The sequence below is a fragment of the Janibacter sp. Soil728 genome (genome assembly GCF_001428305.1).
Taxonomy (GTDB): domain Bacteria; phylum Actinomycetota; class Actinomycetes; order Actinomycetales; family Dermatophilaceae; genus Janibacter.
In genome coordinates this window covers 355,756-378,811 of the sequence record NZ_LMRZ01000005.1, presented here as the reverse complement: position 1 = coordinate 378,811, position 23,056 = coordinate 355,756, and the positions used below count along the sequence as shown (strand labels likewise).

The window sequence follows — 23,056 nt, the reverse complement described above, 5'->3', positions numbered from 1 at the left end:
AGGAGCTCGTATGGCAGGTGGCAGCGCGATCCGCGGTAGCCGAATCGGCGCCGGACCCATGGGCGAGGCCGAGCGTGGCGACGCAGCCCCGCGAGCCTTCGTGACGTACTGGTGCGCCAACGGCCACGAGGTCACGCCGTCCTTCTCGGTTGACGACAGCGTCGAGATCCCCGAGCAGTGGCGCTGCCAGCGCTGCGGCCTGCCCGCAGGGCAGGACAAGGACAACCCGCCGGCCGCTCCGACCGCAGAGGTCTACAAGACCCACCTCGCCTACGTCAAGGAGCGTCGCTCCGACACCGAGGGTGAAGCCATCCTCGAGGAGCGTCTGGGCGAGCTGCGTGACCGTGGCCTGATCCAGTGATCGACTGACCACAGCACGGCCGAAGGGCGGCACCTCCGCGAGGAGGTGCCGCCCTTCGGCCGTGCTCAGGCCAGGCGGGACGCGGCGGCCTCGTCGACCAGCCAGAGGGTGCGCTCGAGTCCACGGACCTGCGCTGCGCTGCTCTGCGCGGCAGCGGCCCCGCCGACCCCTGCGGCCACAGCCTCGGCCTTGTCCTGGCCGGCCACGACGAACCACACCTCGCGAGAGTTGGACAGGCACTCGATCGTGATCGTGACCCGCACGGGCGGAGGCTTGGGGGCGTCGTGCACCGCCACTGCGAGGACGTCGGCGGTCAACTGTGCAGGGTGCCCGGGGAAGAGCGAGGCGACGTGACCGTCGGGACCCACGCCGAGCAGGACGATGTCCCACAGCCCGGCCCCGTGCTCGCGCAGTGCCTGCTCGTAGGCAGCGGCTGATTCCTCCGCCGACGCCGAGGTGTCCGGGCCGGCGACCCGGTGCACGTGCTCCGGCAGCAGACCCAGCGACGACAGGCCGGCACGGTCGTTCTGGGTGTCATTGCGGTCGCCGTCACCAGCCGGCAGGTAGCGCTCGTCGCCCCACCAGACGTGCACGCGGGACCAGTCCACGATCTGTCGCTGAGGGTGCTGGGCCAAGGCGGAGACCAGGGCCGACCCCATCGACCCACCGGTCAGGGCCACGTGGGCGATGCCCCGCTCCACGACCGCGTCCTGGACGGCAGCCAGCAGCCGCCCACCCGCCATGGCGGCCACGCTCGTCGTGTCCGGGTGGCGCAGCACGAGCGGTGCCGCACCGCTCATGCCGGGTCCGCCGAGTCGAGGCGGTCGAGGACAGCGGACTTGACCGCCTCGGTGTCAGAGTGTGCCTGCTCTGGCGCGGCCTCGACCATGGCGCTGCGCAGAGCCTTCTTGGAGCTGTCCGCGAGCTCCTCCGTCACCCGTCGGGCGTCGCTCGGGGAGGGGACGAGCCCGTCCTCGACCGCATCGGTCATCGTCATCCGTCGCCGGGTGACCTTGGGCAGACCGCGGGTGAGGGCGTCCTCGTAGACCTCGTCGGGGTCCAGACGGCGCAGCTCGTCGGCCAGGCACTCGGCATCGGAGCGCGGTGCCAAGGCGATGGCTCGACGCGGCTGGCCGGCCTGGTCGAGGGTTGCGGTGTCGTCAGAGAGCGGGCGCACGAGGTCGATCGGACCGGAGGCTCGCTCGAGTCGCACGCTGACCAGCCCGGACCCGGTGCGTGAGCGCACGAGGGAGACCGGGCAACGCAGACGGTGCTGGAGCCACCCGGCCAGCAGGTCGGCCGAGGGGGAGTCCTCGCCGCCGACGACAGTCGCAGCGGTGACCTGGTCGAAGGGAGCCTGGTCCAGCGTCGTCGCGAGCAGCCCGCGCCACAGCGTGATCCGGCTCCACGCGAGATCGGTGTCGCCCGGTGCGTAGGTGCGTGCCAACCGCTTGAGGGTCGACGAGATGCCCTCGGCCGCAGCGCAGTCGGTGATCCGTCGCTGCGCCATGGCCCCCACGGGGTCGGCTGCAGGGTCCTTGGGTGCGTCGGTGGGCCACCAGGCGACGACCGGTGAGTCCGGCAGCACGAGTGGCGTGACGACGCTGCGGGCATGCCGGGTCAGCTCACCGTAGAGACGCAGGACGACCACCTCGGAGGCCCCGGCATCGCCCCCGACCCGGATCTGGGCATCGAGGCGAGCCTTGCCGCGCGGGTTGGCGATGATCACGCAGATGATCCGCGCCGGGTGCTGGTGGCTTGCCGAGTTGGCGACGGCCAGCGCGTCCTCGGCGTCGTCCTCGGGCACCACGACCACGAGGGTGAGCACGCGGCTGAGGGCCATGGCCCCGACGTCCCCGCGGATCTCGATCAGCCGCTGGCTGACGGCGGAGGTGCTGGCGTTGGGCAGATCGACGATCACGGCATCCTCCAGGTTCGTCCGTCACGCTGCATCATCGTGTCGGCCGAGGGCGGGCCCCACGTGCCGGCGCCGTACTGCTCGACGCGACCCTTCTGCTTGCTCCAGTGCCGCTCGATCGGGTCGAGGATCTTCCAGGAGAGCTCGACCTCCTCGTGGCGCGGGAAGAGCGGTGGGTCACCGAGCAGCACGTCGAGGATGAGTCGCTCGTAGGCCTCGGGGCTGGACTCGGTGAAGGCGCGCCCGTAGCCGAAGTCCATCGTCACGTCCCGCACCTCCATCTGGTTGCCCGGGACCTTCGCGCCGAACCGCATGGTCACCCCTTCGTCCGGCTGGACCCGGATGACGACGGCGTTCTGGCCCAGCTCCTCGGTCTCGGTGTCGGCGAAGGGCAGGTGCGGCGCCCTCTTGAAGACGACCGCGATCTCGGTCACCCGCCGACCCAGCCGTTTGCCGGTGCGCAGGTAGAAGGGCACTCCGGCCCAGCGGCGATTCTCGATGTCGAGACGCACGGCGGCATAGGTCTCGGTCGTCGAGTCAGCGGCCACGCCGTCCTCGTCGAGGTAGCCGATGACCTTGTCGCCGCCCTGCCAGCCCGCGGCGTACTGACCGCGGACGGTGCCGCGACCGAGGTCCTCGGGGACCCGGACGGCCTCCAGCACTTTTTCCTTCTCGGCGCGCAGGGAGCCGGCCGCGAAGCTCGTCGGCTCCTCCATGGCGGTGAGGGCGAGCAGCTGGAGGAGGTGGTTCTGGATGACATCTCGTGCTGCCCCGATGCCGTCGTAGTACCCCGCCCGGCCACCGATGCCGATGTCCTCGGCCATGGTGATCTGGACGTGGTCCACGTAGTGGCTGTTCCACACCGGCTCGAACATCTGGTTGGCGAACCGCAGCGCGAGGAGGTTCTGGACCGTCTCCTTGCCGAGGTAGTGGTCGATGCGGAAGATCGCGTCCGGGGGGAAGACCTCCTCGACGATGGCGTTGAGCTCCTGTGCGCTGCCCAGGTCGTGCCCGAAGGGCTTCTCGATGACCACCCGTCGCCAGGAGTCCTCGGTGCCGGTGGCCAGGCCGGACCGCTGCAGCTGCTGGCAGACGGTCGAGAAGTACCCCGGAGGGATCGACAGGTAGAAGGCGTGGTTGCCTCCGGTACCGCGCTGCTCGTCGAGCTCCCGGACGGTCTGCGCGAGCAGGTCGAAGGCGTCGTCGTCGTCGAAGGTGCCCGGGACGAATCGGAAGCCCTCGGACAGGCTGCGCCAGACCTCCTCGCGGAAGGGGGTGCGGGAGTGCGCTCGGACCGCGTCGTAGACGACCTTGCCGAAGTCCTGGTCGGCCCAGTCACGGCGGGCGAATCCCACGAGCGAGAAGCCGGGGGGCAGCAGGCCGCGGTTGGCCAGGTCGTAGATGGCCGGCATGAGCTTCTTGCGGGCGAGGTCACCCGTCACACCGAAGAGCACGAGGCTGCACGGGCCGGCGATGCGCGGCAGACGCTTGTCGCGGGGGTCGCGCAGCGGGTTGGACTCGGCCGTGACGCGAGCCGGGCTCATGCCTGCCCACCGCGCAGGGCCTCGGTGACGCGGGCGAGACCGGCATCGTGGTCGCTCAGGCGCAGGACCAGCACCGGTCGACCGTGGTCGGCGAGCACCTGGGCGTCGCCGGCCGACTGCGCAGTGATGAACTCGCCGAGGGTGAAGTCACGCCCGGGGACCGGCAGGTCCTGCTGAGGCACGTCGGTGACCTGGATGTAGACGCCGGTGGCCGGACCACCCTTGTGGTACTGCCCCGTGGAGTGCAGGAACCGAGGCCCCCAGCCGAAGGTCACGGGGCGCTGCACGCGCTCCGCGAGCGCGTCGGCGACCTGGGCGAAGGGGGCGTCCGCCTCCCGATCGAGGTAGGCCATCACGGCCACGTACCCGTGCTCGGGGTCGAGCTGACCCAGGAGCGCCTCGACGGCGCCCTCGAGCGTGCTCGCTCCACCCAACCAGTCGTCTCCGTAGTGGGCGATCGTCACCGGTCCGTCGCTCGCGTCGGCGGTGGTGGTGGTCTCGCCGTCGCCGGACATCAGGTCACGTGCGGCCTGCTTGGCGCTCTCGACATCGGGCTGGTCGAAGGGGTTGATCCCCAGGAGCCGGCCGGCAACTGCCGTCGCCGTCTCCCACAGGAGGAACTGCGCTCCGAGGGAGCCACCGACATCGACGGTCGAGGCGGCCTCCGGGGCAGCCTCGTCGCCGTCCTCGGGCACGAGCCGCACGATCGTCGCGTCGTCCGGGGGAGTGCTGTGACCCGGTGCGAGCAGGACCACGGGCAGCAGCCCCTTGCCCTGCTTGCCCGTGGACTCGGCGATGAGCTGCTCGGCCCAGTCACCGAGGCCGTGAGCGGCGCTCCCGTGGTCGACGAGGTAGATCTTGTCTCGTAGGGGATCGGTCCCGCCCATGGCCGCACCCAGACGCAGGGCAGGGTTGGCCTCGTCATCCTCGGCGAGGAGGTCGGCGACCGACTCGGCGTCGTCGAGAAGGTCCTCGATGTCCACGCCGGCCAGACCGGAGGGGACGAGGCCGAAGGCGGTGAGGGCCGAGTACCTGCCACCCACGTCCGGGTCGGCATTGACGACCCGTTGGCCCTTGGACCGAGCGTCCTCCTCGAGGGGGCTGCCGGGGTCGGTGACCACGACGATGCGCTGCGAGGGGTCGATGTCCGCGTCCGTGAAGGCCTGCTCGAAGATCCGCCGCTGGCTGTCGGTCTCGACGGTGGAGCCCGACTTGCTGGAGACGACGACGACGGTGCGCTCCAGGTCCACCGCGGCCGCGCGTACCTGGTCAGGGTGGCTCGAGTCGAGGACGACGAGGGGGACGCCTGCCGTGGCACAGATGACCTCGGGGGCGAGTGAGGATCCACCCATGCCGCACAGCACGACTCGGTCGACACCCTGCTCGCGCAGCTGCTCGCGCAGGGCCGCGACCTCACCGACGAGGTGGCGGGAGGTGCGTGGCAGACCGACCCACGACAGGCGCTTGGTGGCCTCTTCCTGCGCGTCAGGACCCCACAGGGTGGCGTCCTGCGCGAAGATCCGGCTCGCGACGGCGTCAGCGACGAGCGAGGGCACGTGGCCGGCGACGGCGTCCGCGGCGGCTCCTGCAGCGGCGACCGTCAGGCTGGTCACTTCGAGGCCGCCTTGGACAGCTCGGCCTCGACCCCGCCGAGCAGCTCGGCCCAGGCCTTCTCGAACTTCTCCACGCCCTCCTTCTCGAGCTTGGCGGTGACCTCGGTGTAGCTGATGCCCAGGCCCTCCAGGGCGTCGAGGACCTGCTGCGACTCCACGTAGGTGCCGGTCACGGCGTCCCCGGTGATCTCACCGTGGTCGATGGTCGCGTCGAGCGTCTTCTCGGGCATGGTGTTGACCGTGTTGTCGACGGCCAGCTCGGTGACATAGAGGGTGTCCGGGTAGGCCGGGTCCTTGACGCCGGTGGAGGCCCACAACGGACGCTGGCGGCGTCCCCCTTCGGTCTCGAGGCGCTGCCACCGTGGCGTGGCGAAGACCTCTTCGTAGGCCTGGTAGGCGAGCCGGGCGTTGGCCAGGCCGGCCTTGCCGCGCAGTGCCTTGGCGGCCTCCGTGCCGATCTCGCCGAGCCGGCCGTCGACCTCGCTGTCGACGCGGGAGACGAAGAAGGACGCGACCGAGTGGATCGTGGAGATGTCCTTGCCGGCGGCCAGGGCCTGCTCGATGCCCTCGACGAAGGCGTTCATCACTGCGCGGTAGCGCTCGAGGCTGAAGATCAGCGTGACGTTGACGCTGATGCCCTCGGCGAGCGTCGCGGTGATGGCGGGCAGACCCGCCTGCGTCGCGGGGATCTTGATGTAGACCTGCGGGCGGTCGACCGTCTCGGAGAGCTGCTTGGCGACGACAGCGGTCTGGTCGGCGTCCTGCGCCAGGCGCGGATCGACCTCGATGGAGACGCGGCCGTCGACCCCGTCGGTGGCCTCGTAGATCGGGGCGAAGAGGTCGCACGCCTCGCGCACGTCGTCAGTGGTCAGGGCGAAGACGACCTCGTCGACGCCCTTGCCCTCGCCGGCCAGCTGGGTCAGCTGCTCGGTGTAGGCGTCGCCGTCGGCCAGTGCGGCCTGGAAGATCGACGGGTTGGTCGTCACGCCGACGATCCCGCTCGTGTCGATGAGCTCCTGCAGGTTGCCGGAGCGCAGGCGCTCACGGCTGAGGTCGTCGAGCCAGACCGAGACTCCGGCCTCGCGCAGCGCGGCGATGGGTGGGGGTGCGGTGGGCAGCTGTGCCATGTCGATCATCCCTTCGCATTCTTGATGGAGGCCTTGGCCGCCTTGACGACGGCGGCCGGCGTGATGCCGAACTTCTCGTAGAGGGTCCCGGCGTCGGCCGAGGCGCCGAAGTGGTCGATGGCGACGCTCTCTCCGGCGTCACCGATGATGTCGCGCCAGCCGAAGGGGGTGGCCGCCTCGACGGACACGCGGGCCCGCACGCCAGCCGGGAGGACCTTGTCCTTGTAGGCCTTGCTCTGCTGGTCGAACCACTCGCGGCAGGGCATCGAGACCACACGGGTGCCGATCTTGGCCTTCTCGAGGGTGATCCGTGCCTCCATGGCGACGGCCACCTCGGTGCCGGTGGCGACGAGGATGACGTCGGGGACGTCGGTCGACGACTCGGCGAGGACGTACGCGCCCTTGGCCGCTCCCTTCGCGGGGGCGAACTCGGACCGGTCGATCGTCGGGGTGCCCTGACGGGAGAGCGCGAGAGCCGCGGTCGAGGTGTTCTTCAGGATCTGACCCCAGCAGACACTGACCTCGTTGGCGTCGGCCGGACGCACGACGTCGAGCCCGGGCATCGCACGCAGCGCGGCGAGGTGCTCGATCGGCTGGTGGGTCGGACCGTCCTCCCCGAGACCGATCGAGTCATGGGTCCACACATAGGTGACGGGCAGCTGCTGCAGCGCCGCGAGGCGGACTGCGGGGCGCATGTAGTCGGAGAAGACGAGGAAGGTGCCTCCGTACACGCGGGTCAGTCCCTCGAGGGCGATGCCGTTCATGGCCATGCCCATGCCGTTCTCGCGGATCCCGAAGTGGAGGGTGCGGCCGTACTCGTTGCCCTTCCACGTGTTGGTCTGCTTGCCCTTCGGGATGAAGGAGGGTTGGCCGTCCATCGTCGTGTTGTTGGAGCCGGCGAGGTCTGCGGACCCGCCCCACAGCTCGGGCATGACGTCGGCGAGGGCGGTGAGGACCTTGCCCGACGCGGCGCGCGTGGCCAGGCCCTTGTCCGAGGTCTCGAAGGTCGGGAGCGCCTTGTCGAGGCCGGCGGGGAGCTTGCCCGCGACGATCCGGTCGAGCATCTCTGCACGCTCCGGGTTGGCCTTGCGCCAGGTCGTGAACTTCTTGTCCCAGTCCTTGTGGGCGGCCTTGCCGCGCTTCTTGACCTCGCGGGTGTGGTCGAGGACGGCCTTCTCGACCGCGAAGTCCTTCTTCGGGTCGAAGCCGAGCAGCTCCTTGGTCGCCGCGACCTCGTCCACGCCGAGCGCTGAGCCGTGCGAGGCGCCGGTGTCCTGCTTGGTGGGGGCCGGCCACGCGATGATCGTGTGCAGGACGATCAGGGTGGGCGCCTTGGTGTTCTTCTTCGCCTGCTGGGTCGCCGCGTAGAGCGCGTCGACGTCCTCGACATAGGCGTTGCCGTCACCGGTCTTGCGCCAGTCGACGTCGATGACCTCCCAGCCGTAGGCCCGGTAGCGCGCACCCACGTCCTCGGTGAAGGCGATATCGGTGTCGTCCTCGATGGAGATCTGGTTGGCGTCGTAGATGACGTTGAGGTTGCCGAGCTCCTGGTGGCCGGCGAGCGAGCTGCCCTCCGCGGACACGCCCTCCTGCAGGTCACCGTCGGAGGCGAGGCACCAGATCGTGTGGTCGAAGGGGGAGGCCCCCGCCTTGGCCTCGGGGTCGAAGAGCCCACGCTGGCGACGCTGGGCCATCGCCATGCCGACGGCGGAGGCGATGCCGGACCCGAGGGGACCGGTGGTGATCTCGACGCCGGGCGTGTGGTGGACCTCCGGGTGGCCAGGAGTCAACGAGCCCCAGGTGCGCAGCGCCTTGAGGTCGCTCAGCTCGAGGCCGTAGCCGGAGAGGAAGAGCTGGATGTACTGCGTGAGCGAGGAGTGCCCGATCGACAGCACGAAACGGTCTCGACCCAGCCAGGTGGGGTCGGAGGGGTCGTGCGTCATGACCTGCTGGTAGAGCAGGTACGCGGCGGGCGCGAGGCTCATCGCCGTCCCCGGGTGGCCGCTGCCGCACTCCTGCACCGCATCCGCGGCGAGCAGGCGGACCGTGTCGACCGCGCGGACGTCCAGGTCCTTCCAGCCGGTCTTCTTGGCGACCGGCATCGGCAGGTCCGCTGACCGGGAGGAGGTTCCTGCCTTGCCGCCGGGGTTCGCCGAGGCGACGGTGCGGGTGGTGCCCTTGGGGGCAGCGCTGCTGGCTGCCTTCTTCGCGGGAGCCTTGGGGGAGGTGCCGGTGTCCGTGCTCACGGAGGACCTTTCTGCTGCGGAGGCGTGCGTGCTCGCCTCCACACTAGTGCGCACGTGATGTGCGCGACGCTCCGTGGGGCGGGGCCGGATCGACTCCGGGGCACGGGTAGAGTGGGCCTCAGGCCAGCGTCCGGCGCGGCCCGACCAACCCCCTTCGGCAAAGGCAGTCCGTGACCACTCTCGAGTCGACGCGCGAGCTGTCGCCGGCGACCCGCCCGTGGCGTCGCACCGTGCGTGCGTACGTCGCCCTCACGAAGCCTCGGATCATCGAGCTGCTCCTCGTGACGACGGTCCCGGTGATGTTCCTCGCCCAGCGCGGCGTCCCGTCCCTCTCGCTCATCCTGCTCACGCTCGTCGGTGGCAGCCTGAGCGCTGGGGCGGCCAACACCTTCAACATGGTCTACGACCGTGACATCGACGCGCAGATGGGCCGCACGCAGAACCGTCCGCTCGTCACCGGCGAGGCCTCGGCCCGCGGTGCGCTGATCTTCGCCTTCGTGCTGACGGCTCTCGCGACTGCGTGGCTATGGTTGCTCGTCAACCCGCTGTCGGCCATGCTCTCGCTCGCTGCGATCGTCCTCTACGCCGTCCTCTACACGATGATCCTCAAGCGGCGCACCTCGCAGAACATCGTCTGGGGCGGCATCGCCGGGTGCATGCCGACACTCATCGGCTGGTCCGCCGTGACCAACTCCGTCGAGTGGCCCGCGATCATCCTCTTCCTCGTGATCTTCTTCTGGACGCCGCCGCACTACTGGCCGCTGTCCATCGGCTTCGCCGACGACTACGCCGCAGCCGGTGTGCCGATGCTCCCCGTCGTCAGGCAGATGACGACCGTGGCCCGCCAGATCGTCGCCTACTCGTGGGTGATGGTCCTGACCTCCCTCGTGCTCATCCCGGTGGCCGACATGGGGTGGATCTACGTCGTGGCCGCAGTCGCCTCGGGGGCGCTCTTCGTCGCCGAGGCGCACCGCCTGCTGGCCGTGGCCAAGACGGGCGAGACCAAGCAGTCGGTCCTCAAGCCGATGCGGCTCTTCCACTTCTCGATCACCTACGTCACCCTGCTCTTCCTCGGTGTCGCGATCGACCCGCTGCTGCACCTGCCGCTGCCCGGCCTCGCCTGACGCATTCGAGCCTGCACGACCCGCGTGGTCGGGTGTCGTGGATGCCATCGCTCCCGAAGGGGGCAGGTCGACGCGCTGTCCCGCTTGCGCGTCGCTCCCGGCGAGGAGGGTCGGCGCGCTGCCGAAGTCCGGTTCCTGAGGAGATTGCGCAGCAAGCGTCTCGAAGGGTCGTCGTCGTGTGGCCGGCGGTTGTCGTGCCGGACTTCGGCTTGATGCTGCGCCGCCCCCCCTCGCCGTCCGCTGTGCGCCTCATGGCCGGCTCGGGGGTCAACGACACCTCGCGTGCTCGGGGACGCGGGGTGTCGTTGACTCGCTGGTTCGAAGAAGGACCGCGACCCCGAGGTCGCGGTCCTTCTTCGAACCAGCTGTGTGGTGGGGCTCAGTCGGTTGAGGGGAGGGGCTCAGGGCTTCTCGACAGGACGACTGCGCGGACGATGACGACGACGAGGGCGCTGGCACCGAACATGTGGGCCAGGACGAGGACCTCGGGCAGATCGGTCAGGTACTGGACATATCCGATCAGGCCCTGGGCGAGAGTGACCATCAGGACCAACCACCAGGCGCGGGCCGGGCCGGCTGCCTTCTCGGTGAGCCTGGCTCCAAGCCAGACGGCCACACAGATCCCGATGAAGAGCATCACGGCGTCGGCGTGCAGCCACGAGATGGTGCGCGGGTCGAAGCCGGTGCGGGCGGGGGCGTCGGCGTCGCCGGAGTGGGGTCCGGAGCCGGTGACGACGGTGCCGAGCACGAGGACGACGACGGCGACGGCCGAGAGCACCCACTCCAGACGGGTGACGAGCGGGTGGAGCAGCGAGCGGGTCGCACCGCCCGGCTGCGTGTATCGCCAGTACAGCCATGCAGAGACGGCGACGAGCCCCATCGAGCACAGGAAGTGGAAGGCCACGATCCAGGGGTTGAGGCCGGTGCGCACCGTGATGCCGCCGACGATCGCCTGGGCGCCCACGCCGGCCAGCACGACCCACGCGGCCCGGATCAGCTCGGGACGCTCACGAGCCCAGCGGTAGAGGCCCCACAGCACGAGCAGGGCGAGGATGCCCACGACACCCGTGAGTGTGCGGTTGCCGAACTCGATGAACTTGTGGAGGCCCTCCTCCTGCTCCACCGTCGGCACGTACGAACCGGGCACGCACTCGGGCCACGTCGGGCAGCCGAGCCCGGACCCGGTGAGGCGGACGAGCCCGCCGGTGACGACGATGCCGACCTCGGCGATCAGGTTGAGCAGCAGCAGGCGGGGCAGCCACGCGCGGGCTGCCGAGGAGAGGGTCTGTGACACGCCACTACGGTATGTCGTAGCCAGAGCGTGCTCGACCACGGGGGCGAAGGGGTCAGTCCCGCCAGCGGAAGGTGCGCACCACCGCGAGGCTGAGCACGGCGCCCCACAGCGCGAGCACCGCCCAGGGCAGCAGGGGCACTCCGGCACCGGTCAGGCCGTCGCGGAAGGCGTCGCCCAGGGCTCCGGAGGGCAGCCAGCGCACGATCGCGTCGAGGCCGCCCACGGTGTCGCCGGGCAGGAGCAGACCCCCGACACCGGCGAGCAGGACCCAGACGAGGTTGGCCAGTGCCAGGACGGCCTCCGCCCGCAGCGCTCCGGCCAGGAGGAGCGCGAGAGAGACGAAGACCCAGACGCCCAGCGCCGCAGAGAGCGGTGCGAGGAGCAGGCCGAGCAGGTCCGGCCGCCAGCCGAGGGCGACACCGAGTGCGCCGAGGACGACGAGCTGGACGATGGCGATCACGGCCACGGCCACCGCCTTGCCGGCGAGCAGCCCGTCACTGCCGACGGGCGAGGTGGCCAGGAGGCGCAGCACGCCGTAGCGCCGGTCGAAGGCGGTCTGGATCGCCTGGCCGGTGAAGGCCGTCGACACGACGGCCAGGGCGAGCACGCCAGGGACGACGAGAGCCACTCGTGGCTCGGGCAGATCCGGGTAGGGCGAGGCGATGAGGGCCACCATCGCCAGGGCGGGCAGCACGAGCGAGACGAGCAGCTGCTCGCCGTTGCGGGCGAGGATCTCTGCCTCGAAGCGTGCCTGCGCGAGGATGCGGCGCCCCTGCGGCTCGGCGGGGGAGAGTGTGGTCTCAGCCACGGGTTCCTCCGGTCAGGGCGAAGTAGGCGTCCTCGAGCCGGCCCCCCGCGGCGATGGCAGCGGGGGTGCCGTCCGCGACGACCGTGCCGCCGTCGAGGATGACGATGCGGTCTGCCAGGCGCTCGGCCTCGTCGAAGCCGTGGGTGGTGACGACGAGCGCGACGCCTTCGTCCCGCCGCTCACGGAGCAGGTCCCAGACGGCCAGCCGGGCGTGCGGGTCCAGCCCCGCGGTCGGCTCGTCGAGGAAGGCGACCTGCGGGTCACCGAGCAGCGCGGCGGCCAGGGCGACGCGCTGGCGTTGCCCACCGCTCAGGCGGCGCACCGGCGTCCGGGCGAAGGGGGCGATGTCCAGACGCTCGATCAGCTCGTCCACGCGGTGGCTCCGGTAGAGCCGCTGCAGGTGCCCGAGGAGGCGCGCGGCCGAGACGCTCTGGGGGAGCCCGCCGTCCTGGAGCATGACGCCGACGCGGGCCCGGTGGTCGGCGCCTGCCTGCCACGGGTCGGTGCCGAGGACCCGGCAGGTCCCGGAGTCGGGACGCTGGAGGCCTTCGAGGCACTCGATGGTGGTCGTCTTGCCGGCGCCGTTGGGGCCGAGGACGCAGGTGATCTCGCCCGTCTCGGCAGCCCACGTGGCCCCGTCGACGGCGCGGGTGTCGCCGAAGACGCGGCGCAGGTCCTCCACGACGACGGCACGTGTCACGAGAGGCGAGTCTAGGCAGCATGGTCGACGGCCTCGGGTTAGGGATGCCTTTGTTGCCTTGTGCCGCTAATTACGTAACATGGATGTGTGGTTAATTCTCCGCACCTCACGAAGACGCCGTCGGTCCCCGACGACGTGACTCGTGATGCGCGCACGCGAGACCGCGTCCTGGCTGTCATCAGCGAGCAGGGACCGATCACCGCGGCCGTGCTGGCCGCCCAGCTGGGTCTGACCGCCACCGGCGTGCGCCGACACCTCGACCAGCTGGCCGAGACCGGTGCCGTGACCAGTCGGGCGCCCCACACGGGCAAGCGCGGCCGCGGCCGCCCTGCCCGCGAGTGGGTCGTCGGTGACACCGGGCACGAGCACCTGACCGCGGACTACGACGAGCTGGCCGCCGATGCCATGCGCTTCCTGCGCGAGACCAGCGGCGAGGACGCCGTGCGCGCCTTCGCCGACCAGCGCATCCGCTCCCTCGAGGAGCGGTGCGAGAGCCAGATCGCGGCCGCGGGCGACGACCCGCGCGCCCGCACCGAGGCACTCGTCGACGCCCTTCGCGTCGAGGGCTACGCTGCCAGCGCCCGCACGGTCGGCGACGACGTCGTCGTCGGCCTGCAGCTGTGCCAGGGCCACTGCCCGGTCCAGCACGTCGCTGCGGAGTTCCCCGAGCTGTGCGAGGCGGAGACCGACGCCTTCTCCCGCCTCCTCGGCGTCCATGTCCAACGCCTGGCCACCCTGGCCCAAGGCGATCACGTCTGCACCACCTTCGTCCCCACCCCGGGGGCGCGTCCCCACACAGAGAGGTCCACCCGATGAGCACCAACATCGAAGAGCTCAACCCTGGGCTCAAGGACATCGGCCGTTACGAGTTCGGCTGGTCCGACAGCGACGCGGCAGGCCAGAACGCCAAGCGTGGCCTCAACGAGGATGTCGTCCTCGACATCAGCGACCGCAAGAGCGAGCCGCAGTGGATGCGCGACCTGCGTCTGAAGTCCCTGCGCCTCTTCGGCAAGAAGCCCATGCCGAGCTGGGGGAGCGACCTCACCGGGATCGACTTCCAGAACATCAAGTACTTCGTGAAGTCCACCGAGAACCAGGCCGCCTCGTGGGACGAGCTGCCCGACGACATCAAGAACACCTACGACCGACTCGGCATCCCCGAGGCGGAGAAGCAGCGCCTCGTCGCCGGCGTCGCCGCCCAGTACGAGTCCGAGGTCGTCTACCACCAGATCCGCGAGGACCTGGAGCAGCAGGGCGTCATCTTCGTCGACACCGACACCGGGCTGCGCGAGCACGAGGACCTCTTCCGCGAGTACTTCGGCACCGTCATCCCCGCCGGTGACAACAAGTTCGCGGCGCTCAACACGGCCGTGTGGTCGGGTGGCTCCTTCATCTACGTCCCGCCGGGCGTCCACGTCGACATCCCGCTGCAGGCCTACTTCCGGATCAACACCGAGAACATGGGCCAGTTCGAGCGGACGCTGATCATCGCGGACGAGGGCTCCTCCGTGCACTACGTCGAGGGGTGCACCGCGCCCATCTACACGACCGCGTCGCTGCACAGCGCCGTCGTCGAGATCGTCGTGAAGAAGAACGCCCGCGTGCGCTACACGACCATCCAGAACTGGTCCAACAACGTCTACAACCTCGTCACCAAGCGCACCACGGTCGCCGAGGGCGGGACGATGGAGTGGGTCGACGGCAACATCGGCTCCAAGGTGACGATGAAGTACCCCGCGTGCTTCCTCATGGGCGAGTACGCGAAGGGGGAGACCCTCTCGATCGCCTTCGCCGGCGAGGGGCAGCACCAGGACGCGGGCGCCAAGATGGTGCACGCCGCCCCCAACACCTCGAGCTCGATCATCTCCAAGTCCGTGGCACGTGGTGGCGGTCGCACCTCCTACCGAGGCCTCGTGCAGGTCCTCGAGGGAGCGACCAACAGCAAGTCCAATGTCGTGTGTGATGCCTTGCTCGTCGACACGATCAGCCGGTCCGACACCTACCCCTACGTCGACGTCCGCGAGGACGAGGTGCAGATGGGTCACGAGGCCACGGTCTCGAAGGTGTCCGCGGACCAGCTCTTCTACCTCATGTCCCGCGGGCTCAACGAGGAGGAGGCCATGGCGACGATCGTGCGTGGCTTCGTCGAGCCCATCGCGCGCGAGCTGCCGATGGAGTACGCCCTCGAGCTCAACCGTCTCATCGAACTCCAGATGGAAGGAGCCGTCGGCTGATGAGCCTGCTGGCTGACTCGGGCCCCAAGGCCCATACCCATTCCGCGGACACACTCGTCCCGGACCAGTCCCGCGCGGAGCGCATCCGCTCCTGGCAGGTCTCCGACTTCGAGGTGCCCACCGGGCGCGAGGAGGACTGGCGCTTCACGCCGGTCGGCGAGCTGACCGATCTCTTCAGCGACGCCGGTGACAGCTCCTCCCTCGCCGTCACGCACGAGCTGCCCGAAGGTGTGACCCGCTCGACGGTGTCCGCCGACGAGGTGCGCGCTGCTGGCGTCCCGTTGCCGTCCGACCGCGCTGCTGCTGTGGCGGCGAGCGGTGACTCGGTCGTCGTCATCGACGTCCCGGCCGAGGCGGAGCTCACCGAGCCGGTGCGCATCCGGCTCGACGGTGCGACCCGCGAGACCGTGCGTTCGCACCACGTCGTGCGCGTCGGCGCCTTCGCCAAGGCGACGGTCGTGGTCGAGCACTCGGGTACGACCGACTACACCGAGCTGCTCTCCGTCATCTCCGGTGACAGCTCGCAGCTGACCATCGTCTCGCTGCAGGACTGGGCCGATGACGCCCACCACCTCGGCCAGCACGACGTCGTCGTCGGTCGTGACGCGAGCGTGCGACACATCGCCATCACCATCGGTGGCGGCATCGTGCGACTGAACACCAACGCGACCTACGCCGGTCCCGGTGGCTCCTTCGAGGGCCTGGGCGTGTACTTCGCCGACGCCGGGCAGCACCTCGAGCACCGGCTCTTCGTCGACCACGAGGCGCCGCACTGCACGAGCAATGTCGAGTACAAGGGCGCGCTCCAGGGCGAGACCGCGCACACCGTGTGGGTCGGCGATGTCCTCATCCGCGCGGCGGCCGAGGGCACCGAGACCTACGAGCTCAACCGCAACCTCGTCCTCACCGACGGCGCGCGTGCCGACTCCGTCCCCAACCTCGAGATCGAGACGGGCGAGATCATCGGTGCCGGCCACGCGTCGACGACGGGTCGCTTCGACGACCAGCAGCTGTTCTACCTGCAGTCGCGTGGTGTGCCCGAGGACGAGGCTCGTCGACTGGTCGTGCGCGGCTTCTTCAACAGCATCGTCCAGCGGGTAGGTGACCCCGAGATCAGCGAGCGCATCATGGCCGCGATCGACGTCGAGCTCGAAGGGGGCGCTGCATGAGCGCTGTCGCCGAGCCCGGCTTCATCCGGGTCTGCCACCTCGACGAGCTGACGACCGGGGAGGCCGCCAAGGCCGAGGTCTCCGGTCGCGTCATCGCCGTGGTGCGCACCGAGGACGGCACCGTCCACGCGATCGACGACGAGTGCACCCACGGCAAGGTCTCGCTCTCCGAGGGCGAGGTCGACGGCTGCACCATCGAGTGCTGGCTGCACGGCTCCCGCTTCGACCTGCTCTCCGGTCGGCCCACCAGCCTCCCGGCGACCGTCCCCGTCGCCGTGCACACCGTCCAGGTGAGCGCCGACGGTGACGTCCTCGTCGCGCTGGCCGACTGACCACACACTTCACGAAGGAAAGACGACGAACATGGCAACGCTAGAGATCACCGACCTGCACGTCAGCGTCTCCACCGAGGACGGCCCCAAGGAGATCCTCAAGGGCGTCACGCTCACCATCAACTCCGGTGAGACGCACGCGATCATGGGCCCCAACGGGTCCGGCAAGTCCACGCTGGCCTACTCCATCGCCGGCCACCCCAAGTACACCGTCACCTCCGGCACGGTGACCCTCGACGGCGAGGACGTGCTGGCCATGTCCGTCGACGAGCGGGCTCGCGCCGGGCTCTTCCTCGCGATGCAGTACCCCGTCGAGGTTCCCGGTGTCACGGTGAGCAACTTCCTGCGGACCGCCAAGACGGCGATCGACGGCGAGGCTCCCAAGCTGCGGCACTGGGTCAAGGACGTCCGCAATGCGATGGACGAACTGCGGATGGACCCCGCCTTCGCCGAGCGCAATGTCAACGAAGGCTTCTCCGGTGGCGAGAAGAAGCGCCACGAGATCCTCCAGATGGAGCTGCTCAAGCCGAAGTTCGCGATCCTCGACGAGACCGACTCGGGTCTGGACGTCGATGCCCTGCGGGTCGTCTCCGAGGGTGTCAACCGCGCCAAGGCGGGCACCGATGCCGGCGTCCTGCTCATCACGCACTACACGCGGATCCTGCGCTACATCACCCCCGACCAGGTGCACGTCTTCGTCGACGGACGCATCGCCGAGCAGGGTGGGGCCGAGCTGGCCGACCGGCTCGAGGCCGAGGGCTATGACCGCTTCCTGACGACGGGGGAGCCCGCCACGACCGCTGGGGCCTGAGCATGACGCCGCAGCTGATCCCCGAGGGCGAGCTGGCCGCGATCCGCGGCCAGTTCCCCATCCTCGAGCGCACGGTGCGCGGCGGGACGCCTCTCGTCTACCTCGACTCCGGTGCGACCTCGCAGAAGCCGCTCGCCGTCCTGGACGCCGAGCGGGACTTCCTGCTCACCGCCAACTCGGCGCCCCACCGCGGGGCGCACGCGCTGTCCGAGGAGGCCACCGAGGCCTACGAGGGTGCCCGGGCCGCCATCGCCGACCTCATCGGTGCGCAGGAGCGTGAGGTGGTCTTCACCAAGAACGCCACCGAGGCGCTCAACCTCGCTGCCTACGCCTTCTCCAACGCGGAGGTGGGATCCCCCCTTCGTGTCGGTGAAGGGGACGAGATCCTGATCACCGAGGCCGAGCACCACGCCAACCTCATCCCCTGGCAGGAGCTGTGCCGTCGTACCGGTGCCACCCTGCGCTGGATCGGCGTGACGGACGAGGGGCGTCTCGACCTCGACCAGCTCGACGAGATGGTCACCGATCGCACCAAGGTCCTGGCCTTCACCCACGCGTCCAACGTGCTGGGCGCCGTCAGTGATGTCCCACGTATAGTCGCCGCTGCCAAGGCTGTCGGGGCCATCACGGTCCTCGACGCCTGCCAGTCGGTGCCGCATCTGCCGGTGGACGTCACCGAGCTCGGCGTGGACCTGCTCGCCTTCTCCGGCCACAAGATGTACGGCCCGAGTGGCATCGGCGTGCTGTGGGGCCGCTACGACCTCCTCGAGCAGATGCCCGCCTTCCTCACCGGCGGGTCGATGATCGAGATCGTGCGGATGGAGGGCAGCACCTATGCGCCGCCGCCCACCCGCTTCGAGGCCGGCGTGCCGATGACCAGCCAGGCCATCGGCCTGGGCGCCGCAGTGCGCTGGATGCAGGACATCGGTGTCGAGCGCATCGCCGCGCACGAGCAGGCCCTCACGGCGCAGCTGCTCGAGGCAATCGCCCAGCGCCCGTGGGTCCGGCTCATCGGTCCGGCCGACGTGGTGCACCGCGGAGCAGCAGTGTCCTTCGTCGTCGAGGGTGTCCACGCGCACGACGTGGGCCAGGTCCTCGACGACCAGGGCGTCGCCGTCCGCGTGGGTCACCACTGCGCGTGGCCGCTGCACCGCGCCTTCGGCGTCGCAGCGACCACCCGCGCCTCGCTGGCCGTCTACAACACCCCGGCCGAGATCGACACGCTCGTCGCGGCACTCGACCGCGTGCCCGCGATCTTCGGCGTCGAGACAGGAGCCGCCTGATGGACCTGTACCAAGAGCTCATCCTCGACCACTCCAAGCGTCAGGTCGGTCACGGCCTGCGCGAGGGTCAGCTGGCCGAGGTGCACCACGTCAACCCGACCTGCGGTGACGAGGTGACATTGCGCGTCCACCTCGACGGCACCGGGCGCGACGCAAAGATCACCGACATCTCCTACGAGGCGATGGGCTGCTCGATCTCCATGGCGAGCACCTCGATCCTCGCCGAGGAGATCACCGGGGTGGACGTCGACGACGCCATGGTCGTGCACGAGGCCATGCGCCAGATGCTGACCAGCCGCGGCCAGGACCCGGGTGACGAAGACGTCATCGGCGACGGCGTCGCCCTGGCCGGCGTCGCCCAGTACCCAGCGCGCGTGAAGTGTGCTCTGCTGGGCTGGATGGCCCTCACCGACGCGCTGGCCCAGGCCGGCGTCGACATCGCGACCGCATCCCAAGGAGAGACCGCATGACTGCCCAGGCACCGACCCCGAGCAATGTCGCTGATGTCGAGGAGGCGCTGCGCGACGTCGTCGACCCCGAGCTGGGGATCAACGTCGTCGACCTCGGCCTCGTCTACGGCATCACCGTCGACCCGCAGAACCACGCGGTCATCGACATGACCCTCACCTCCGCGGCCTGCCCGCTCACCGATGTCATCGAGGACCAGGTCTCCCAGGCCCTCACCGACCTCGTGACCGACTCCCGGATCAACTGGGTCTGGATGCCGCCGTGGGGTCCCGACAAGATCACCGATGACGGGCGCGAGCAGCTGCGCGCTCTCGGCTTCAACATCTGAGTCCCCAGAACACCTGAGAGGACATCCCATGTCCCGCACCGTCGAGGTGGCCCCGGCTCSCCTCGACCGGTGGGTCGAGGGATTTGCAGCCCGGCACGACGGCGCCACCCGCGCCGACGTGCCGGGCTCCTTCGTGCTCACCGGCGGTGATGGCGCCACGGCGACGGGGGAGTGCTTCGAGCACTCCCGGATCGGGCTGGTCCTCGTGCGGCGCGGCGGCCACGCGGTCGGCCGTGACGAAGGGGGCGAGCTCGTCGCCCACACGTGTGGCACCGCCTACGTGCAGGGACGCACCAAGAAGGGCGGCTGGAGCCAGCAGCGCTACGCGCGCCGTCGTGGCAACCAGGCCGACGGGGTGATCGACAAGGTGGGCGAGCTCGCCCTTCGTCATCTCCCGGCGGGCGGCAGTGACGCGCTCGTCCTCGGAGGTGATCGACGGATGGCCGAGCAGGTGCTCGACGACGATCGGCTCGCGTACCTGCGCGACCTGCCGCGCCGGGTCCTGTGGGACCTGCCCGACCCGCGCTACTCGGTGCTCGCGGACGCGGCTCGACGGGCGCGCGTCGTGCGGATCACCCTCGAGGACGCCGGCGACGGGCGGACCAGTCACCCTGTCGAAGCCTGACCCGCGAACCCCGACGGGTGAAAGACGCTGCGCGTCCCCCAGCACGCGCTGCGTCTTTGACTGCCGGGTGGACCACTCAGGCGCCGCCATTCGAAGAAGGACCGCGCCCCAGAGTCCGCGGTCCTTCTTCGAACCAGCCACCCTGTCGAAGCCTGACCCGCGAACCCCGACGAGTGAAAAACACTGCGCGTCCCCCAGCACGCGCTGCGTCTTGACTGCCGGCCCTGGGCGCCTCAGCGGAGGGCGATGAGGGTCGGCGCAGCAGCAAGCCGAAGTCCGACACGACAACCGCCGCACGCACGACGACGACCCTTCGAGACGCTTGCTGCTCAAGTTCCTCAGGAACCGGACTTCGGCAGCTCGCGGACCGGGTCAGATGTTGTTGGGGTCGCTGACCTCGAAGGTGTCGCACTGGTTGACCGAGTCGGCCTTCATCCCGCGCAGCAGCCAGGCCTGACGGGCCTTGGCCGAGCCGTGGGTCCACGACTCGGGCTGGACGCCGCCACCGGACTTCTTCTGGATCTCGTCATCACCGACGGACTTGGCAGCGCCCATGGCGTTGGTGACGTCCGAGTCGCTGACATCGGTGAGCAGCGCCTCACCCTGGGCGTCCTTGGTCTCGGTCGCGTGCTGGATCCACATGCCGGCGAAGCAGTCGGCCATCAGCTCCACCCGCACGGCGCCCGAGTCGGCGCCCTGGGGGTCCTTCTGCGCCTCGCCGAGCACCCCGTAGACATTCTGGATGTGGTGGCCGTACTCGTGGGCCAGGACGTAGAGCTCGGCCATCACGCCGTCCTCGGCACCCAGCTGCTGCTCCATGATGTCGAAGAAGTCGGTGTCGATGAAGATCTGCTCGTCGACGGGGCAGTAGAAGGGGCCGACCTGGTTGCTCGCCGTGCCGCACTGCGACTGCGTCTGTCCGGTGTAGACCACGACCTTGTTGGGTCCGCGGAAGTCCTGGTTGGCGTCCTGCAGCGCCTTGGCCAGGTCGGGCTGGCCGCTCCAGAAGTCGTAGAGGCTGTTCTCGCCGAGCACCATGAGGCAGTCGCGATCCTTCTTGGCGTCCGCGCCGCTCTTGCACTTCGCGGAGAGGCTGTCGCCAGAGCCGGTGTCCTGCGACGTGCTGTCGCCGCCGGTGATGTCCCCGCCGAGGAGGTAGACGACGAGAGCGATGATGATGCCGACGACGCCACCACCTCCAGCGAGCACCGGACCGCGGCCCCTGCCTCCGCCACCGCCGCCGCCCATGCGTGAGGTGTCGAGCGAGGCGTTGTCGTTGATGCTCATGGGCGGTTCCTCCATGGGACTCGGTCCGGTGGACCGGGACGGATGCGGTGACCGGCGGGTCTGCGACTTACACTAACCGGCGACCCACCATTCGTACGTGCAGGAGAACCACCCGTGATCACAGCAAGCAGCATCGAGCTGCGGGCAGGCTCGCGGATCCTGCTGGACGGCGCCTCCTTCCGCATGGCAGCAGGCGATCGCGTCGGCCTCGTGGGCCGCAACGGAGCCGGCAAGACGACCCTGACCAAGGTGCTCGCCGGCCAGGCCCAGGCCGCCTCGGGGAATGTCTCCTCGACCGGCGGGATCGGCTACCTGCCCCAGGACCCGCGCACCGGTGACCTGACCGTCACTGGTCGCCAGCGGATCCTCTCGGCCCGTGGGCTCGACCGGATCGTCACCGACCTGCGCGCCACCGAGAAGAAGATGACGAGCGCCGACCCGCAGACGCTGGAGAAGGCCATCGGGCGCTTCGGGCGGCTGCAGGAGGAGTTCGAGGCGGCTGGCGGGTATGCCGCAGAGTCCGAGGCCGCGAGCCTCGCCTCGGCCCTCGGGATCGACGAGGACCGGCTCGACCAGAGCCTCGAGACGCTCTCGGGTGGTCAGCGACGAAGGGTGGAGCTGGCCCGGATCCTCTTCTCCGGCAATGAGACGCTCCTGCTCGACGAGCCGACCAACCACCTCGACGCCGACTCGATCGGGTGGCTGCGCGAGCACCTGCGCAACTACAAGGGCGGGCTGATCATCATCAGCCACGACGTCGAGCTGCTCGAGGTCGTCGTCAACCGGGTCTTCCACCTCGACGCCAACCGGTGCGAGCTGGACATCTACAACATGGGCTGGAAGAACTACCTCCAGCAGCGCGAGACCGATGAGCGCCGTCGCAAGCGCGAGGTGCAGAACGCCACCAAGAAGGCGACCGTCCTGCTCGAGCAGGCCGACAAGATGCGCGCCAAGGCCACCAAGGCCACCGCTGCCCAGCAGATGATCAAGCGCGCCGAGCGGATGCTCGCCGGCGTCGAGGGCGAGCGGACCGAGGACCGGGTGGCCAAGCTGCGCTTCCCGGACCCGGCGCCCTGTGGCCGGACCCCCCTTCGTGCCACAGGCCTGTCGCGGTCCTACGGCAGCCTCGAGATCTTCACCGACGTCGACCTGGCCATCGACCGGGGGACCAAGGTGGTCGTCCTGGGGTTCAACGGTGCCGGCAAGACGACCCTGCTGCGGATGCTCGCCGGGGTCGACGCGCCGGACACCGGGCAGGTCGAGCCGGGGCACGGCCTCAAGCTCGGGTACTACGCCCAGGAGCACGAGAACCTCGACGTCGACCGGTCGGTGCTGGCCAACATGAAGTCGGCCGCTCCTGACCTGGGTGAGACCGAGGTCCGCAAGGTGCTCGGCTCCTTCCTCTTCAGCGGGGATGACGTCAACAAGCCCGCCGGCGTCCTGTCGGGTGGGGAGAAGACCCGACTGTCGCTCGCGCTGCTCGTCGTCTCCAGCGCCAACGTCCTGCTCCTCGACGAGCCGACCAACAACCTCGACCCGGCCAGCCGTGAGGAGATCCTCGGCGCGCTGTCGACCTTCAAGGGTGCCGTCGTCCTCGTGACGCACGACGAGGGCGCCGTCGACGCCTTGAAGCCCGAGCGGATCCTGCTGCTGCCCGACGGCGTCGAGGACTACTACAGCCCGGACTACCGGGATCTCGTCACCCTCGCCTGAGGATCTCGCTCCAGCACGTGAGACACATAACGACGGGTTATGAGTTCCATAAGTAGGCCCCTACTATGGGC

The 23,056-nt window shown here is 69.7% G+C and carries 22 protein-coding genes; 12 read left to right on the top strand and 10 right to left on the bottom strand.

Annotated features, from left to right (window positions below; translation table 11 throughout):
- Nucleotides 1-10: 10 nt before the first annotated feature.
- The gene (locus ASG73_RS12605; protein ID WP_055995645.1) at nt 11-361 is read left to right on the top strand and encodes an RNA polymerase-binding protein RbpA; all 351 of its coding nucleotides are present in this window, start codon (nt 11-13) and stop codon (nt 359-361) included.
- Nucleotides 362-426: 65 nt separating this feature from the next.
- Here the strand turns inward: ASG73_RS12605 and pgl are convergent, their stop codons facing one another.
- Genes pgl through tkt form a run of 6 tightly spaced genes read right to left on the bottom strand, consistent with a single transcriptional unit; the run spans nt 427 to nt 8,665 of the window.
- Nucleotides 427-1,161, bottom strand: a complete 735-nt coding sequence (gene pgl, locus ASG73_RS12600; protein ID WP_055995642.1) for a 6-phosphogluconolactonase — start codon at nt 1,159-1,161, stop codon at nt 427-429.
- On the bottom strand, nt 1,158-2,282 hold the full coding sequence (locus ASG73_RS12595; protein WP_055995639.1) for a glucose-6-phosphate dehydrogenase assembly protein OpcA: 1,125 nt from the start codon (nt 2,280-2,282) through the stop codon (nt 1,158-1,160). Before ASG73_RS12595 ends, pgl begins: the two co-directional genes overlap by 4 nt.
- Nucleotides 2,279-3,823, bottom strand: coding sequence for a glucose-6-phosphate dehydrogenase (zwf, locus tag ASG73_RS12590; protein WP_055995636.1), 1,545 nt, complete (start codon nt 3,821-3,823; stop codon nt 2,279-2,281). Before zwf ends, ASG73_RS12595 begins: the two co-directional genes overlap by 4 nt.
- Nucleotides 3,820-5,436 carry a glucose-6-phosphate isomerase gene (locus tag ASG73_RS12585; protein ID WP_055995633.1) on the bottom strand — a complete coding sequence of 539 codons (1,617 nt, stop codon included), beginning with the start codon at nt 5,434-5,436 and terminating at the stop codon, nt 3,820-3,822. The genes zwf and ASG73_RS12585 overlap by 4 nt, the downstream gene beginning before the upstream one ends.
- A complete protein-coding gene (tal, locus tag ASG73_RS12580) occupies nt 5,433-6,572 on the bottom strand; it encodes a transaldolase (RefSeq protein ID WP_055995630.1) in 1,140 nt (379 codons plus the stop codon). The genes ASG73_RS12585 and tal overlap by 4 nt, the downstream gene beginning before the upstream one ends.
- Nucleotides 6,569-8,665, bottom strand: coding sequence for a transketolase (gene tkt / locus ASG73_RS12575; RefSeq protein ID WP_055996086.1), 2,097 nt, complete (start codon nt 8,663-8,665; stop codon nt 6,569-6,571). The genes tal and tkt overlap by 4 nt, the downstream gene beginning before the upstream one ends.
- 314 nt (nt 8,666-8,979) lie before the next feature.
- Between tkt and ASG73_RS12570 the strand changes: the two genes are divergently transcribed.
- On the top strand, nt 8,980-9,933 hold the full coding sequence (locus tag ASG73_RS12570) for a heme o synthase (protein ID WP_055995627.1): 954 nt from the start codon (nt 8,980-8,982) through the stop codon (nt 9,931-9,933).
- Nucleotides 9,934-10,312: 379 nt separating this feature from the next.
- Here ASG73_RS12570 and ASG73_RS12565 read toward each other — a convergent pair whose 3' ends face one another.
- From ASG73_RS12565 to ASG73_RS12555, 3 genes are read right to left on the bottom strand one after another with little or no spacing between them, the layout of a single operon-like run.
- Nucleotides 10,313-11,227, bottom strand: a complete 915-nt coding sequence (locus ASG73_RS12565; RefSeq protein WP_055995624.1) for a COX15/CtaA family protein — start codon at nt 11,225-11,227, stop codon at nt 10,313-10,315.
- A gap of 52 nt (nt 11,228-11,279) precedes the next feature.
- On the bottom strand, nt 11,280-12,035 hold the full coding sequence (locus ASG73_RS12560; RefSeq protein ID WP_055995621.1) for an ABC transporter permease: 756 nt from the start codon (nt 12,033-12,035) through the stop codon (nt 11,280-11,282).
- Nucleotides 12,028-12,735, bottom strand: coding sequence for an ABC transporter ATP-binding protein (locus ASG73_RS12555; RefSeq protein WP_055995618.1), 708 nt, complete (start codon nt 12,733-12,735; stop codon nt 12,028-12,030). The genes ASG73_RS12560 and ASG73_RS12555 overlap by 8 nt, the downstream gene beginning before the upstream one ends.
- 87 nt (nt 12,736-12,822) lie before the next feature.
- On the opposite strand from ASG73_RS12555, the gene ASG73_RS12550 reads away from it, so the two are divergent.
- The 9 genes from ASG73_RS12550 to ASG73_RS12510 are packed head-to-tail and all read left to right on the top strand — an operon-like array spanning nt 12,823 to nt 19,985.
- Nucleotides 12,823-13,551 carry a helix-turn-helix transcriptional regulator gene (locus tag ASG73_RS12550; protein WP_082567217.1) on the top strand — a complete coding sequence of 243 codons (729 nt, stop codon included), beginning with the start codon at nt 12,823-12,825 and terminating at the stop codon, nt 13,549-13,551.
- Entirely contained in the window at nt 13,548-14,969 is a 1,422-nt protein-coding gene (gene sufB, locus ASG73_RS12545; protein WP_055995612.1) for a Fe-S cluster assembly protein SufB, read from the top strand. The genes ASG73_RS12550 and sufB overlap by 4 nt, the downstream gene beginning before the upstream one ends.
- A complete protein-coding gene (sufD, locus tag ASG73_RS12540) occupies nt 14,969-16,138 on the top strand; it encodes a Fe-S cluster assembly protein SufD (protein ID WP_055995609.1) in 1,170 nt (389 codons plus the stop codon). Before sufB ends, sufD begins: the two co-directional genes overlap by 1 nt.
- Entirely contained in the window at nt 16,135-16,470 is a 336-nt protein-coding gene (locus ASG73_RS12535) for a non-heme iron oxygenase ferredoxin subunit (RefSeq protein WP_055995606.1), read from the top strand. The genes sufD and ASG73_RS12535 overlap by 4 nt, the downstream gene beginning before the upstream one ends.
- A 31-nt stretch (nt 16,471-16,501) precedes the next feature.
- On the top strand, nt 16,502-17,281 hold the full coding sequence (gene sufC, locus ASG73_RS12530) for a Fe-S cluster assembly ATPase SufC (RefSeq protein WP_055995603.1): 780 nt from the start codon (nt 16,502-16,504) through the stop codon (nt 17,279-17,281).
- A 2-nt stretch (nt 17,282-17,283) separates the two neighbouring features.
- Nucleotides 17,284-18,564 carry a cysteine desulfurase gene (locus ASG73_RS12525; RefSeq protein WP_055995600.1) on the top strand — a complete coding sequence of 427 codons (1,281 nt, stop codon included), beginning with the start codon at nt 17,284-17,286 and terminating at the stop codon, nt 18,562-18,564.
- Nucleotides 18,564-19,034, top strand: coding sequence for a Fe-S cluster assembly sulfur transfer protein SufU (gene sufU / locus ASG73_RS12520; protein WP_055995597.1), 471 nt, complete (start codon nt 18,564-18,566; stop codon nt 19,032-19,034). Before ASG73_RS12525 ends, sufU begins: the two co-directional genes overlap by 1 nt.
- Nucleotides 19,031-19,360, top strand: a complete 330-nt coding sequence (locus ASG73_RS12515; RefSeq protein ID WP_055995594.1) for a metal-sulfur cluster assembly factor — start codon at nt 19,031-19,033, stop codon at nt 19,358-19,360. The genes sufU and ASG73_RS12515 overlap by 4 nt, the downstream gene beginning before the upstream one ends.
- Nucleotides 19,361-19,388: 28 nt before the next feature.
- Nucleotides 19,389-19,985 (top strand): acVLRF1 family peptidyl-tRNA hydrolase, encoded by a 597-nt coding sequence (locus tag ASG73_RS12510; protein WP_055995591.1) that lies wholly within the window; start codon nt 19,389-19,391, stop codon nt 19,983-19,985.
- 372 nt (nt 19,986-20,357) lie between these two features.
- On the opposite strand, the gene ypfJ is transcribed toward ASG73_RS12510, so the two are convergent.
- Nucleotides 20,358-21,272 carry a KPN_02809 family neutral zinc metallopeptidase gene (ypfJ, locus tag ASG73_RS12505; protein ID WP_055995588.1) on the bottom strand — a complete coding sequence of 305 codons (915 nt, stop codon included), beginning with the start codon at nt 21,270-21,272 and terminating at the stop codon, nt 20,358-20,360.
- 114 nt (nt 21,273-21,386) lie between these two features.
- Between ypfJ and abc-f the strand changes: the two genes are divergently transcribed.
- Nucleotides 21,387-22,985 carry a ribosomal protection-like ABC-F family protein gene (abc-f, locus tag ASG73_RS12500; protein ID WP_055995585.1) on the top strand — a complete coding sequence of 533 codons (1,599 nt, stop codon included), beginning with the start codon at nt 21,387-21,389 and terminating at the stop codon, nt 22,983-22,985.
- The last annotated feature ends 71 nt before the right edge of the window (nt 22,986-23,056 follow it).

What these genes read in the sequence shown, in the direction of transcription:
- ASG73_RS12605 (WP_055995645.1), top strand. Translation starts at nt 11, where the DNA reads ATGGCAGGTGGCAGCGCGATCCGCGGTAGCCGAATCGGCGCCGGACCC.
- sufC (WP_055995603.1), top strand. Translation starts at nt 16,502, where the DNA reads ATGGCAACGCTAGAGATCACCGACCTGCACGTCAGCGTCTCCACCGAG.
- sufB (WP_055995612.1), top strand. Translation starts at nt 13,548, where the DNA reads ATGAGCACCAACATCGAAGAGCTCAACCCTGGGCTCAAGGACATCGGC.
- sufD (WP_055995609.1), top strand. Translation starts at nt 14,969, where the DNA reads ATGAGCCTGCTGGCTGACTCGGGCCCCAAGGCCCATACCCATTCCGCG.
- ASG73_RS12535 (WP_055995606.1), top strand. Translation starts at nt 16,135, where the DNA reads ATGAGCGCTGTCGCCGAGCCCGGCTTCATCCGGGTCTGCCACCTCGAC.
- zwf (WP_055995636.1), bottom strand. Translation starts at nt 3,823, where the DNA reads ATGAGCCCGGCTCGCGTCACGGCCGAGTCCAACCCGCTGCGCGACCCC.
- tal (WP_055995630.1), bottom strand. Translation starts at nt 6,572, where the DNA reads ATGATCGACATGGCACAGCTGCCCACCGCACCCCCACCCATCGCCGCG.
- ypfJ (WP_055995588.1), bottom strand. Translation starts at nt 21,272, where the DNA reads ATGAGCATCAACGACAACGCCTCGCTCGACACCTCACGCATGGGCGGC.
- tkt (WP_055996086.1), bottom strand. Translation starts at nt 8,665, where the DNA reads ATGCCGGTCGCCAAGAAGACCGGCTGGAAGGACCTGGACGTCCGCGCG.
- pgl (WP_055995642.1), bottom strand. Translation starts at nt 1,161, where the DNA reads ATGAGCGGTGCGGCACCGCTCGTGCTGCGCCACCCGGACACGACGAGC.
- ASG73_RS12525 (WP_055995600.1), top strand. Translation starts at nt 17,284, where the DNA reads ATGACGCCGCAGCTGATCCCCGAGGGCGAGCTGGCCGCGATCCGCGGC.
- sufU (WP_055995597.1), top strand. Translation starts at nt 18,564, where the DNA reads ATGGACCTGTACCAAGAGCTCATCCTCGACCACTCCAAGCGTCAGGTC.
- ASG73_RS12515 (WP_055995594.1), top strand. Translation starts at nt 19,031, where the DNA reads ATGACTGCCCAGGCACCGACCCCGAGCAATGTCGCTGATGTCGAGGAG.